Origin of the sequence: Klebsiella sp. NPDC088457 (genome assembly GCF_044900465.1) — a bacterium.
In the GTDB taxonomy this organism is placed as follows: Bacteria; Pseudomonadota; Gammaproteobacteria; order Enterobacterales; family Enterobacteriaceae; genus Klebsiella.
The window spans coordinates 1-12,163 of the sequence record NZ_JBJDNH010000074.1; the positions used below are offsets into that span (position 1 = coordinate 1).

Annotated in this window: 17 protein-coding genes; 1 reads left to right on the top strand and 16 read right to left on the bottom strand. The window is 43.0% G+C overall.

The features are described 5' to 3' along the window. The 8 genes from ACI2JR_RS26740 to ACI2JR_RS26775 all read right to left on the bottom strand — a co-directional run. A partial coding sequence (locus ACI2JR_RS26740) for a VirB3 family type IV secretion system protein (protein ID WP_462479919.1) occupies positions 1-183 on the bottom strand: 183 nt, incomplete at its 3' end. A 10-nt stretch (positions 184-193) separates the two neighbouring features. After that, the gene (locus tag ACI2JR_RS26745; RefSeq protein WP_200092945.1) at positions 194-487 is read right to left on the bottom strand and encodes a TrbC/VirB2 family protein; all 294 of its coding nucleotides are present in this window, start codon (positions 485-487) and stop codon (positions 194-196) included. Next, positions 487-1,191, bottom strand: a complete 705-nt coding sequence (locus tag ACI2JR_RS26750; protein WP_462479920.1) for a lytic transglycosylase domain-containing protein — start codon at positions 1,189-1,191, stop codon at positions 487-489. Before ACI2JR_RS26750 ends, ACI2JR_RS26745 begins: the two co-directional genes overlap by 1 nt. Before the next feature lie 76 nt (positions 1,192-1,267). After that, complete coding sequence (locus tag ACI2JR_RS26755; RefSeq protein ID WP_194512169.1) at positions 1,268-1,501, bottom strand: hypothetical protein; 234 nt, start codon at positions 1,499-1,501, stop codon at positions 1,268-1,270. Between the two features lie 394 nt (positions 1,502-1,895). Further along, complete coding sequence (locus ACI2JR_RS26760; protein WP_200579642.1) at positions 1,896-2,105, bottom strand: TraR/DksA family transcriptional regulator; 210 nt, start codon at positions 2,103-2,105, stop codon at positions 1,896-1,898. Further along, positions 2,095-2,679, bottom strand: coding sequence for a DUF2857 domain-containing protein (locus ACI2JR_RS26765; protein WP_462479921.1), 585 nt, complete (start codon positions 2,677-2,679; stop codon positions 2,095-2,097). Before ACI2JR_RS26765 ends, ACI2JR_RS26760 begins: the two co-directional genes overlap by 11 nt. Positions 2,680-2,796: 117 nt before the next feature. Next, positions 2,797-2,988, bottom strand: a complete 192-nt coding sequence (locus ACI2JR_RS26770; RefSeq protein WP_194512166.1) for an AlpA family transcriptional regulator — start codon at positions 2,986-2,988, stop codon at positions 2,797-2,799. A gap of 145 nt (positions 2,989-3,133) precedes the next feature. Then, positions 3,134-4,060, bottom strand: coding sequence for a hypothetical protein (locus tag ACI2JR_RS26775; RefSeq protein WP_462479922.1), 927 nt, complete (start codon positions 4,058-4,060; stop codon positions 3,134-3,136). A 414-nt stretch (positions 4,061-4,474) separates the two neighbouring features. Here ACI2JR_RS26775 and ACI2JR_RS26780 point away from each other — a divergent pair, with 414 nt between their 5' ends. After that, entirely contained in the window at positions 4,475-5,095 is a 621-nt protein-coding gene (locus tag ACI2JR_RS26780) for a LuxR C-terminal-related transcriptional regulator (RefSeq protein WP_462479923.1), read from the top strand. Between the two features lie 27 nt (positions 5,096-5,122). On the opposite strand, the gene ACI2JR_RS26785 is transcribed toward ACI2JR_RS26780, so the two are convergent. From ACI2JR_RS26785 to ACI2JR_RS26820, 8 genes are all read right to left on the bottom strand, one after another. Further along, positions 5,123-6,052 (bottom strand): transketolase family protein, encoded by a 930-nt coding sequence (locus ACI2JR_RS26785; protein ID WP_462479924.1) that lies wholly within the window; start codon positions 6,050-6,052, stop codon positions 5,123-5,125. Between the two features lie 9 nt (positions 6,053-6,061). Then, a complete protein-coding gene (locus ACI2JR_RS26790; protein WP_462479925.1) occupies positions 6,062-6,781 on the bottom strand; it encodes a transketolase in 720 nt (239 codons plus the stop codon). Then, a complete protein-coding gene (locus tag ACI2JR_RS26795; RefSeq protein ID WP_462479926.1) occupies positions 6,768-7,928 on the bottom strand; it encodes an MFS transporter in 1,161 nt (386 codons plus the stop codon). The genes ACI2JR_RS26790 and ACI2JR_RS26795 overlap by 14 nt, the downstream gene beginning before the upstream one ends. A gap of 13 nt (positions 7,929-7,941) precedes the next feature. Next, positions 7,942-8,637, bottom strand: coding sequence for an HAD family hydrolase (locus tag ACI2JR_RS26800; RefSeq protein WP_194512161.1), 696 nt, complete (start codon positions 8,635-8,637; stop codon positions 7,942-7,944). A 5-nt stretch (positions 8,638-8,642) separates the two neighbouring features. Beyond that, entirely contained in the window at positions 8,643-9,866 is a 1,224-nt protein-coding gene (locus tag ACI2JR_RS26805) for a beta-ketoacyl-[acyl-carrier-protein] synthase family protein (protein ID WP_462479927.1), read from the bottom strand. A gap of 2 nt (positions 9,867-9,868) precedes the next feature. Continuing rightward, the gene (locus ACI2JR_RS26810; RefSeq protein ID WP_194512159.1) at positions 9,869-10,108 is read right to left on the bottom strand and encodes an acyl carrier protein; all 240 of its coding nucleotides are present in this window, start codon (positions 10,106-10,108) and stop codon (positions 9,869-9,871) included. Next, positions 10,101-11,090, bottom strand: a complete 990-nt coding sequence (locus ACI2JR_RS26815; protein ID WP_462479928.1) for an AfsA-related hotdog domain-containing protein — start codon at positions 11,088-11,090, stop codon at positions 10,101-10,103. Before ACI2JR_RS26815 ends, ACI2JR_RS26810 begins: the two co-directional genes overlap by 8 nt. A gap of 354 nt (positions 11,091-11,444) precedes the next feature. Then, on the bottom strand, positions 11,445-12,163 hold a 719-nt coding region (locus ACI2JR_RS26820), incomplete at its 5' end, for a tyrosine-type recombinase/integrase (RefSeq protein ID WP_462479929.1).

Genomic DNA, 12,163 nt, shown 5'->3' on the forward strand with positions numbered 1-12,163 from the left:
CCGCATGGGTTCATTCCGGGTGAGCGATTTCATCACCAGAAACTCAACCGGGAGCAGTGCAAGAAAAGCGACGGAAGTCCAGACAGCGATGATGATGGTGACACCCGTGACACCCAGCAGGGGCACCATCGGCACCCCCCACAGTGCCGCCGGTCGTTTCATTGCCTTAAGCAGCTTTGCCATAGGTGACCTCTCAGCTCATCAGCAGCGCACCGATCTCACTGCCCCCGCCAATCAGGATCCCGCCGATGATGATGTAGGCGCACTGGGACAGGCTTTCGCCTTTCCAGAGCGTCTTGTAACCCACCCAGATCACGGCCACGGTGATGGTGATCGCCGCCAGACCATGAAGGCCGGTGGAGACTTTCTCCATCACGGTGTTTGCCCGCTGAAACCCGTCGGCAAACACCGGGGTTGCAGAAAAAGCCGTCAGCACACCGGCAGAAACGGGGCTGGCTGCCGCCTTTAGCTTGTGGAAACGTGTCATTATTCTTCCTCCTTACGGGGTGGCTGCGGGAGACTCCGGCGCACTGACGGCGGGGAGAGTTGTGCGGTGGTGATGTTTTTCTGACGGAGGTTCGCGGGGACGCCACGGACGATGGTCCCCGGCCAGATCACGCGGGGGCGGGAAGCGTTACCGGAAGGAAAGGCTTCCGGGGGAATGGCTGCCGTTGATTTGTCCTCGCGGGTGCCGGGTACGGCATAGCGGGGAGAAACGTAACCTATCCGCTGCACATAGCTGGTCCCGGAAAAAGCCGCTTCCGGCTGTTGCCCGGTACGGAAATTGCCGGAATAATAGCAGCTCAATGCTCTTTTAAGAGAACCGCCACGTTGGTAGCAGTCGCTGAGAATGCGTTCAAAAACGGACAAATTGGTGCAGGGATCAAGCAGGTCAGAGGCCGTCACGCCGTAATGATGGAAATTGGTGCTTGTGATTTGCATCAGTCCCACAGAGTAACGGCGGCCTTGTGTCACGAGGCGGCGAATAATGAGCTCAGCTTTGTCCCGGCTGGCGGGCTGATGGGAGATAACATTGTTATCTCCGAGGGAGCGAGTGGCCTTCGGGATAATTTCGGCGATGGCATAAGGGTTAAAACCGGATTCCACCCGTGCCACGTCGAGTGCAGTGGACGGATGAATGCTGGCGGCACACTGCATGGCCGCCGCCAGAAAGGCAGTGGTGGAAAGCATGATGGCCTCGGGATTGCGGGCAGCGTGCACAGTCAGCGACCCTGCACGCTGTGGAGTAAAGAGTAATAAAGAAGAGTTAAAGCGCGGTTTCGCCGGGTTCCGCACTCTGTGGCGGATTGTTATCCTCCCGAGACTCAAGCAGGACCAGTTTGCCGGAGACCGCAATACCGGGCGTCAGGACAATATTCAGGCCGGGCTTGCCGTGGTGGGCAAAGGCCACGCCGACTTTTGTCCACCAGGTATTTTTCTCGCCCTGCGAGTCCGGCTGACTTTCCTGGGTAACATAGGCGTAATAAACGGGTTTTCTCATGATGTCCCCTTTTAATAAAAACGGTGGAAATAATATTTTTCGGTCACATCCCGATCCTGCATTCCGGTTTTAACGGGTCAGCGAGAACATTCAGCGGCACCCTGAATTGTGGTTTTGTGACAGCCCGTTCCGTATTATTAAAGAGCAATACCCGGCCCGGACGAATTAACGTCCATCAGGGCAACCATTCTGTAATGGCGTGTTCAGCATGGAGGATCTGGAGCAACCCATGAACAATAAAATCAAAACAAAAATGAAAGAGTTAATTCGATGGATAAATAAAAGGCGGGAGGACGAAAAAGGAAAGTAAAATAAATCATGAGGCTTTATTTTTATTTAATGGTACAGATAAAGACATATGGGGATTTATTCCCCATATGTCTTTTGCTCACATTTAATACCTGCGACGTTCAAGTTTATCCTGACATTCCGTACAGGTTGTTACGCCCGGTAGTGCTTGCCGTCGTTTTTCAGGAATAGGTTTGCCGCATAAACGGCAGTGGAATAATGATGGTGTTGTTCCTGGTTTGAAACGGCTCTGTTCAATCATCTCTTCCAGTCGTTGTTCATTGAACTCCTGATCGCGGTCGATCTCATCCGGCATGTGATGCCCTCCTGTTGGCGGCTTCCTTTTCGCAGAGTGTGATGCGCTTCCAGACGGTGGTGAGAGACAGACCTTCGGCGTCCGGCAACAGCTTTTCCGTCACCTGCATCATGGCGGCCAGTGCGTCGGAGGATTCAAGGTTATCCGCCCGGCATTGTTGCCATTGCCGCCAGATTTCGGCATCCGTCTCTTCGTCCGGTTCAGGCGTCCGGCCATACGGCACGCTGACACCCAGCAACCGACGGCGAAGACAGGTTTCGTTAGAGGTGAGACCAAAATACTGGTTGAGCAACGCGATGGAACCACCCAGTCGAATCGCCCGGTTAATCAGCCGCTGGTGCCGGACATCCTGACGAGCCTGCGCCATCAGATGGCGCAAAACATCATGGTGGACGCCGATTGAGACAAACGGGGCTGATGACCGGCTGACGATAAACAGCTCATCAAGCGATAGCTGATTAAGTGCGTTCATTTCGTCGAAAGTGAATCCCAGCGCTTCACAGTGGCGAAGGTTTCCCTCTTTTAGAGCATTTAAAGCATCGGTTAAGACGGCGTAATTCAGTGACGGGATCATCCTGTCGTCTCCTCACGCTATATTTCAGGAAAAAAACAAGCGAATAAATGATTAAATCCGACAAAAGTTAGATGAAAAAGCCTTTCGCAAGGCGTATTCATCATCGTTCACGATTATTTATCCCTCGCGGGCACCTAATTTGATGTTGATCCACTCGTCAATTTCAGATTCAAGCCATGCCACGCTGGATGGGCCGATCTTAATTGAACGAGGGAACGAGCAATTTTTCATGTACAGATATATCTGAGAACGTTTCAGACCAGTTTTTTCTTCAACCTGTTTGAGCCGTAATAAATGATGAGAAGTCATATTGTTCTCCTGTGGATGAAATAACCTGATAGTATTCGGAGTATATAAAAAGCATAGTATTCACCCGCTGAAAAGCAGGTGAACCCTTAATAAGACTCATGAAACCCTTATTAAGGATTTTGGTTTTTATCATGTAAGGATGTTTTTAGCGGGATAAGGATGCTGAGGGAGGAGCACCACGCTCCAGAGCATTTTTCAAAGTTTCGGCGCTCAAAGATTCTGTGATACCGTCATCTGATGCCCATATTTCAAATATAGAGAGAAGTTTATAGGGATGTTTCAGCAGTGGGCTGATAGCATCATTATGTTTGCAGGCCAGCCAGAACAGGCGGGATAAGGGGGTAGTCATACGTGTTGATGAGTTAGGAAATTCTTTGTTCTTTATATATAAATGAATTAATTTCTCAACTTCCTCCTGACGTAAGACAAAACGTGCATCTGGTGGTAAGTCATGAAGAGGGAAATATCCTTTTTGCTGATGTTTTCTGATAGGGTTTTCAGATATCTGAGCAATAAGATTATGCGAGATATCTTGAGGTAATCTAGCAATTTGTTTTTTCGCACGTTTTAACCAGGTCATCTTCTCGAAGATTTGATAAGCCTCTCCAAGAAAATTGACAGTTATACCGTAGTTGGCAGTTTTTGCTCCAATAATAGGTAGTGAAAAATGAAGTTCATGTGCCAGTATTCTCTGTAGTAAAACATATTCATAACCCATTAGTGTCGTATCAATAATCTGTTGCATAGGATGAGTATATTTATCTTCGGTGCTTAGAATTAAATTTTTTCCGTAAGTAAATCCTCTGTTGTCAAGAAAGCATAGTTTGTCAATCAATTCCCCTTCCAGTTGTCTGAATTTTAACTTTCCATTTTTGATTTGTATTTTTTTAAGTATGACAGGTGACTGAAAATAAATGGACAGAATAATATTTCCACTTAGGGCATGACGATAGATATCGCAGGGGCTGATCTTTTTCTTTGCTGATTCTGTCGCGATCTCGGCGGCTTCTGGGATAGTAACCCAAGCTGGCATTTTATTATCTATGGTTATTCTTAGAGTGGTTTTTGGCATGATTTCACCTCTTTATGTATATTATCATAACAATTAAAGAACAATAGTTTTCATGCCATCAGAGCTGGTTTTTATCTGGCAATGATCTGATAGGGAATAGGGCGATGGTGATAGTGAATTTCGGTTGATAATATACAGGTAGTTCTCATATTTTTAAGTGGTCGTGTTATTCAGTTCTATAATAGGTCTTTTCTCTTTAAAGTGAAGATGTATAAAGAAAGTGGTGATTATGAATTTATTATAATAATATCAGTAGGATAAGTCACCTTAGCAATGCTTCCATTTCAGTTATCATTTGTGATTGATCAAAAAAGCGGTTTGTTAGATATGATAAGATACAGTATCGTATTGTATGTACAATTTGATAGAAATAATTATTCATCATTCAGAGTGAAATCTAAAATATGAGGTGACATGATGATGAAAAAATTCGTAGAAGAGTACCTTAATGAAATACACATAAAAAAATACTCAATTATTACGATCAATCCTCTCGATGAAGTTTCAATTGTGTCAAACCTGCCACATTGTTGGGAACAAGATTTCATCAAAAGAAAATTACATATTAGAAGCAATATTGTGTTAAAAGCTAAAAATAAAATCACTCCATTTAAATGGTCTACTGTACATACTGATAACAAGGATATAAGAATTTTGTCGGAAAAGTATGGGATTTACTGCGGAGTGACTTTTGTCATAAAAATAAAATATGAAATAGTTATTTTTACTTTATATTTTAATGACGATAATGATGCTTTTGTTAAATCATATGCCAGTGAAAAACATAAAATTTTATTTGATGTCTTGAGTCTTTTTGAGGACCACTATGAGCAAAAGACTATATATGCATTTACAGTGCGGGAAAAGGAAGTTATGAATTTATTGAAAATTGGGAAAACTTACACAGAGATAGCCATGATTCTTGGTGTGAGTGAGAGGACTGTAAGATTTCATATCAATAATGTTCTCAGTAAGTTGGATGTGACATCTGTACGTTATGCAATATTTAAAGCAACATCCGAAGGTCTAATCTGACAAGGTAATTCCTTGTCAGATCATATATTATTGGCGGTAGAATCTTGAAAGACGTTCTCTTAATCCATGAGTATCAAGCCCATGCGCCTGGATGTGTTCTTCCGGTGTGCCAAATTGTCTTAGCTCCTGTCGTTTTACGCCAATGGATAATATTCGATGTGATACATCGGACAATGACTCAGAAATTGTATGGGCCGTGGTGCCTTCCAGATATGGTTCAACAATTGCGATATCCGAAACTGAAAGAGTGTTCCGTAATGTTACGCTGTCGAAAGGAGAGATAACGGGCGCGTATAGTACTGTTATATCAAGATCCTCTGTAGCCTCTAACACTCTGTCAGCGACTGGACCGACTGCGATTACGGTACCCTGATGACCAGTCCTCAGTACCGTAAAACTATTTTCACCTGACCAGTAGGTTTGCTTATTGGTTTCCGTTGATAACCGAATGTAGTAAAGGCCGGTATCGTTTGCGGCGATTCTAAGTGCGTACTCTGCTTCCTCTGCATTTCCAGGAACGATTATTTTCCAATCTGCTAGTGTATTAAGCATTGCCACGTCAGCCGGTGATTGATGCGTCCGTCCATCAACGGACAAATCATAAGAGGCACCGGCACTGACCAGCACAGCACCGACATTCTGATGATTCAGTGAAATTTTAATTTGCTCAAAGGGACGTTCAATCAGGAAACTGGCAAAGGTATGCGCAAACGGACGCATACCAGATAATGCCAGACCTCCAGCCATATCGATCATTAGTTGTTCCCTGATCCCGGTATTGATAACCCTGTCAGGAAAATCTCTTAAAACATCACTGAATCTTTCTGCGGTAATGTCTGCAAGTACCAGTGCGACATTATCTTTTTCCCGAATCAGGTCTGACATGACGACTGCAAATCGTTGTCTCATTGCGTTTATTTCAGCAAATCTTTGATCCCAGGTTAAAACTTTCTTCATTTTATTCTCCTAAATTTGTCTGCGAGGTTTACCTGATTTGGTTTCTACAGCTGCGATAATGGCGTGAGGTTTATGAGGATGCTCTCTGGAAAACACGCGGTACAGTTCTTCTTGATCTCTGCCATTAACGCGGCTGACCTCCCAGCCCTCAATTGAAAACCGGTGTGATATTCCTCCTGGCCAACCAAGAGTTGATGAGTCATTGTCTATGACCACGACATTCAACTCTGATAGCCCGTGTCTGCCTGCAAAAGGAATAGCTTCAAAATTCGAACCTTCATCAAGCTCTGCATCACCCATAAGTACCCAGTGTTTTGGCCCCGTAATTCCTCTGGCGCGTAGCGCAAGAGCGGAGCCAATAGCCAGAGGTAAACCATGCCCTAATGAACCACTGGATATTTCCACGCAGTCCAGCTTTGTTCGGTCCGGGTGGTATCCTAATTTACTGTCATATTCACCATAGGTTTCCAGAAGTTCAGGTTTAATAAAATCCTTTAATGCCAGCACTGCGTAGAATGCCATGGGGCCATGCCCTTTTGACAAAAAGAAACGATCCCGGTATTCATCTCGTACTTTTATGGGGGAACAATTCAGGACTTTATCATATAACACCTGGATGACATCGAGTGTGGAAATAGACGAAGGTGCGTGTTTTTCATCACCTGTCATCAGTGACAAATAATGATTCAGAAGCTCTCTTTTACTTTGTACTGTCTCAATATTGTTCATTAATGTTTTCTCGCATTTTCATAAACATTGGAATTAAGGAAATGATTGCGCAGCTAATCAGCACCCCACTCCAACCGGATATCGAATAGAGATAAGAGGATATAAATCCACCGACTGCGCCACCAGTAACAAAACTTGTCATATAGCAACTTGCGGCTCGTGCTTCATTTCCCTTACAGGAAAGAAAAAGTCCACGCTGATTATTGACGTGTATTAGCTGAATAAATGCATCAATTAGTAGTGCACCTGTGATGGTAATAATAACATTATTTCCGTAAATTCCCATTACCAGTAGACTTATGACAATTAAAAAGTACAGAACATTGTTTTTGTAGTTTATAATTTTCAGTATCCAGGATGAGAAAAGGGCTGATGAAGCCCCGGTAACACCTGTCAAAGAAAAAAGCCCTACCTGTGACTGACTGAAATGAAAAGTCGTGGTCAGAAACATAGAAACATTGCTCCAGAATGCGGAGAACAGAAACATAATGGCAAATGCGTTAAAACAATAATGCCTAATTGTAGCATTCTGCCTGATTCCATTGATGTTCAGATATAAAATACGGGTGTATGAATTTTTATCTCGATTATCCTTATCATCTGATGTCGGATAAGAGATGAACAATAATATACAAGATAGAAACATCAGTATTGCAGCTATAGCATATATCGACTTCCATCCCCAAAGTTCACTAAGCATACTCGACAGAAAGCGGGAGAAAAGAATACCTGTTAATACACCGGCCATTATTCGGCCTATATATTTAGTACCATCTTTTTGTCTGCTTAGTCCGGCGGTAATTAATGGAATAGCGGATGTTCCCACTCCGACTAGAAATGCCGTAGTAGACAATGCATAATAACTCTCTGTTAAAAAAAACAGCAATAACGATATTGTGGAAACTAAATACAACAGTGTGATTAACTTTCTCTTGCTATAGAAATCCCCTAAAGGAATTATAAAAATTAAGGATAGAGCATTACCTACTAGAGAAAATGAATACAGCATGGATGCTTTTTCATAAGAAACCATTAGTTCACTGCTGATCACGGGAGCCAGCGGCTGAACGTAGTACATATTTGCTGCGGTAAAACCGCATATTATAGGTATAAGACAAATCAGAATTGTATTGCTGAACTTTTCCATGCTGCACCTTAGTTTATTTCCACAAAGCCGCAGAGAATAGGCTCTCGTCAACTTCATATATAAGATTTTCTGTAATGTCCGTAAATCTGTTAACCATATATTTGACACCAGTATTTATCATCTCTTCCCGCTGGAAGTTATGTGGCATGGACGCAGGCACACCTATAAACCCAGAACCCAGAACCTTACACACTTCTGCAACACGATTGATGTCATCAATAAACACAACTTCATCAAAATTCAGGTTGAATTTCTCTTTTACAATTTCATACATCCCCGGACGAAAGGCATTAATATCAATATATGGCATCTCTTTATCGAAATAATTTTCAAAAGGTTTTAAAAACTTGTCGAAGCTATATTCTTTATTTCTTCCTCCATAGCAGGTCATACGTGCCCCTGTACTATGTAGCAATGCCAGCGTTGATTCGATATCGGGGAAAACTTCAACCGGATGATCTTTGAGGTAGTTATCTCTGGTTTTGAAAAAATCATTAATAACTTTTTCACCTGAATAAGGAAGTTTACAGGCTAATGCGAGATTATGGCCAGCGGTCACTTGTGGAGACCCCCAGACACTTCGTTCGATCAATGGCGAGTAGTTCACGCCAAGAGATTCAACAAAAATTTTAATTGCCGGGCTATATGTGTCATTCAGAACAACACCATCACTGTCGATCGCAAATAATTTTATTTTCTTGAGGTTCACTTTTATTACCCTTTTTTGTATTGAGAAAATATCAGGGCAGCATTTTGCCCACCAAATCCCAGGGATGTACTGAGCACATTTTTAATACCAGTCCCCTTGATGACTTCTGTTGCAATATTGATTTTTATTTCATCATCAATATGTCTTAAACCAGCAACAGGAGGAATTTCATCGTGTATGATTTTTAATACAGAAAAAACAGCTTCCATTGCTCCTGTTGCGGCAAGGCTGTGTCCGGTAACGCCCTTTGTTGATGTTACCCAAGGATGATTACCAAATATGCGGAACAAAATGCTGCCCTCGAGATCATCATTCAGAGGTGTTGATGTACCGTGTGAATTAATACACTGAATATCATTCGGAAATAGCGAGGCATCTTCAAGCGCCCCATAAATTGATTGAGATAATCCAGAACCATCCGGTGCAGGCGATGTTATATGATGTGCATCATTTGCTGAACCATATCCAGATAACGTTGCATAAATTTTAGCTCCGCGCTCCAACGCACTTTTTTCATTTTCTAATATCATAACCGCTGCGCCTTCGGAGATGACAAAACCGTCTCTTTCTTTGTCAAATGGTCGTGACGCGTGCAAAAGGTCGCTATTTCTTGAAAGTGCACCGATCTTTGTGAAAGAGGAAACAACAAGTGGTGTGATTGGAGCTTCACTGCCACCGGCAAGAACAATATCGCATTCCCCGCTTTGGATAAGACGTTTGGCCGTTCCTATCGCATCGGCACCGGATGAGCATGCCGTACCAGTAAGATATGTCGGGCCGTGGATGCCGAGTTCAATAGCTAAATTACCCGTTGCCATGCTTCCCATCGTAGACAAGAGGTATAGTGATCCAATTGTTCCGACTCCTTCCTGAGCGGTTCTTTTATTCAGTGTTTCCAGAGTGGTTATGCCTGCGAGTGAATTACCCAGCACAATACCTGTTTTCACGTCTCTATTATCTTTGTCTAAACCCGCATCTTCGACAGCACTTTGGGCCGCGTATATAGCATACTGAATAAAGGGATCGCATCGCCAAATCAATGATTTATTCATATGCTGTGCAGGTACAAAATCCTGAACGGGGCATGACCATGAGACTTCAAGATTACTCAGTCGGGGATCGGGTTTTGTCATTCCTTTCCCTTCAAGTAGGGTCATATGACACTTTTCTGGTGTATGACCGGCTGAGGAGATTATCCCCATACCTGTAACCACGACTTTGTTTTTCATATTCATACACCTTTTAATTCTACATGCTGTAGTTCTCTGACCCTTTCCATGATTTTTTGCAGGGTATCGCTATTGACCAGAGCCAGTCGGCCTTCATCAATATTAAAAGCCCTTTCAATTTCAATCTGAAACTCTACTATGCATATAGAGTCAAGACCCATGTTTTCTAGAGATATGTTGTCCTGAATATCACTTTCAGATACACCAAATACATTCGTGAGTAAATCTTTTAATTTATCCATGTTCGCCTCTCAGTTTTAGACTAACGATTGCCAGTGTTTCTTTACTCTGAATTACATCGATATCAAAGGAATAAATATTATCCTGTAATTCTACTTTTTTTATGACTACGAATGCTGGGATATGCTTTTCAACAAAACTAAAGAAGGAGCCTTTTAAATTTACAGGAATAAATCTATCACTTTTTTCATTCATATATATCTGCAGATAGCTATAGCATATTTGTTTGGCTGCCTCCGTAAGATTCATACCAGTGATATGATCCTGTTCATGGTCATTAAGTGATTTATTATTTTTATTGATGTTAATTATCGCCTTAACATACGGTCCATTATCATTCAAATCAGCCAGAATGACATTCCCATTAGATGTGTAACAAACACTTGCAGGAGAAAGTGGCGCGATGACTCTTGGCGTGTTGATCCCATCAGTAATGCTGCGTATGAGCTTATAGCAATGACTGGTTATGTATCTTACATCTATTGTAACTGTGCATATAACTGTCATGTTTATTTTGAAAATAACATTGAATTGATTCTTATTCTTTTTATTAATAGTCGGGTACTTAGAATAAATGTCAGCTTTCAGCCTTTCTGCATCTCCAGTCCTTGTTGGATAGTATTTCATTGACCAACTGTCGAGCAGAAATTTACTGTCCAGTGTTATGCCAAATTCAGTATGCGACAAATATGTTTCAATTTGTCTTGCGCATTCTAACAAAAAAATCGGGTTTATCCTGTTTGTACAAGGGATAAAATCACAGTAAAAATTGTGATCGGTAATTAATCTTAGATCACACTGGAAATGATTATCAGAAATCTTCGATATATTTTTTATGAATATATCGCTTTCATTTCTCTTATGAGTATATAATTTTACATCTTTCATTTTTTCACAGTACCCTCTAATTTCTGTTCTTATTAAACGCTTTTGGAAATTAAAGAAAACTGTCAATTCTGACAGGGGATCCATACATAGGGTCATAAATCATATTCAACTGGGATTTATGAGTCAGTCACACCAAGTCACTATTACTGCCTACTGCCTACTGCCTACTGCCTACTGCCTACTGCCTACTGCCTACTGCCTACTGCCTCCTGCTTCTGGTGTCCATCAGTAGTTTCAAACCAGTTATGCGTGTTACATAAGCATAAACACATGATCGTATTTTTGCTTTAGGAGCATTAGGTTAGGCTCCCTCTAATCCAGAAGAAGCTCTATTTATGAAAACTTTTATGACTGGCGTACTTAATCCAGTACAGCTAATTCTAATGATTTTAAACGCCGCATCAGTGAGCTGACTTTTCAGGCTTGGGCACCGTAGCAAAAATTGATGAGTCAGACTGATGGGTTCTTCTCTCTGCATAGAATATAGGGCGGAACATAAAATTCACGGCACGTATCCAGATAATCTGACCACCATTGCATCATCTCGATTCGGGCTTCCAGATGTTCCGCTTTATGCACATAGGCCGCCCGCACGCCATTGCGCTCTTTGTGACTCATCTGCCGCTCAATGGCATCCTTTGACCAGCGTCCGGACTCGTTCAGGGCGCTACAGGCCATGGTCCTGAAGCCGTGGCCGCAGACTTCGGTTTTGGTGTCATAACCCATCACGCGCAGCGCCTTGTTGATGGTGTTTTCACTCATTGGCTTGTTCAGCGTGCGAGCGCCTGGAAAAACGAAGACTGACTCGCCAGAAATCGCCTGAATTTGTTTCAGCAGAGCCACCGCCTGTCGTGACAGCGGCACCAGGTGTTCATCCTTCATCTTTGCGCCACGCTCTGAGAACCTCACGCCTTTTACGGCTTCACGCTGGGCAGGTACGGTCCAGATATGTGCTTTCAGGTTGAACTCGTCCCAACGGGCAAGCCGTAACTCGCTGGAGCGCAGGAAAACATGTAGATTCAGCTCCAGCGCCAGACGAGTCAGTTCCCTGCCTTTGTAATTACTCATCTTCTTCAGCAGTTCTGGCAGGCGTTTCAGCGGCAGGGCGGGGTGATGTTGGGTCACCACCGGGGTCACGACACCCTCCAAATCGTAAGCCGGATTATATT

What these genes read in the sequence shown, in the direction of transcription:
- ACI2JR_RS26745 (WP_200092945.1), bottom strand. Translation starts at nt 487, where the DNA reads ATGACACGTTTCCACAAGCTAAAGGCGGCAGCCAGCCCCGTTTCTGCC.
- ACI2JR_RS26750 (WP_462479920.1), bottom strand. Translation starts at nt 1,191, where the DNA reads ATGCTTTCCACCACTGCCTTTCTGGCGGCGGCCATGCAGTGTGCCGCC.
- ACI2JR_RS26755 (WP_194512169.1), bottom strand. Translation starts at nt 1,501, where the DNA reads ATGAGAAAACCCGTTTATTACGCCTATGTTACCCAGGAAAGTCAGCCG.
- ACI2JR_RS26760 (WP_200579642.1), bottom strand. Translation starts at nt 2,105, where the DNA reads ATGCCGGATGAGATCGACCGCGATCAGGAGTTCAATGAACAACGACTG.
- ACI2JR_RS26765 (WP_462479921.1), bottom strand. Translation starts at nt 2,679, where the DNA reads ATGATCCCGTCACTGAATTACGCCGTCTTAACCGATGCTTTAAATGCT.
- ACI2JR_RS26770 (WP_194512166.1), bottom strand. Translation starts at nt 2,988, where the DNA reads ATGACTTCTCATCATTTATTACGGCTCAAACAGGTTGAAGAAAAAACT.
- ACI2JR_RS26775 (WP_462479922.1), bottom strand. Translation starts at nt 4,060, where the DNA reads ATGCCAAAAACCACTCTAAGAATAACCATAGATAATAAAATGCCAGCT.
- ACI2JR_RS26780 (WP_462479923.1), top strand. Translation starts at nt 4,475, where the DNA reads ATGATGATGAAAAAATTCGTAGAAGAGTACCTTAATGAAATACACATA.
- ACI2JR_RS26785 (WP_462479924.1), bottom strand. Translation starts at nt 6,052, where the DNA reads ATGAAGAAAGTTTTAACCTGGGATCAAAGATTTGCTGAAATAAACGCA.
- ACI2JR_RS26790 (WP_462479925.1), bottom strand. Translation starts at nt 6,781, where the DNA reads ATGAACAATATTGAGACAGTACAAAGTAAAAGAGAGCTTCTGAATCAT.
- ACI2JR_RS26795 (WP_462479926.1), bottom strand. Translation starts at nt 7,928, where the DNA reads ATGGAAAAGTTCAGCAATACAATTCTGATTTGTCTTATACCTATAATA.
- ACI2JR_RS26805 (WP_462479927.1), bottom strand. Translation starts at nt 9,866, where the DNA reads ATGAAAAACAAAGTCGTGGTTACAGGTATGGGGATAATCTCCTCAGCC.
- ACI2JR_RS26810 (WP_194512159.1), bottom strand. Translation starts at nt 10,108, where the DNA reads ATGGATAAATTAAAAGATTTACTCACGAATGTATTTGGTGTATCTGAA.
- ACI2JR_RS26815 (WP_462479928.1), bottom strand. Translation starts at nt 11,090, where the DNA reads ATGACCCTATGTATGGATCCCCTGTCAGAATTGACAGTTTTCTTTAAT.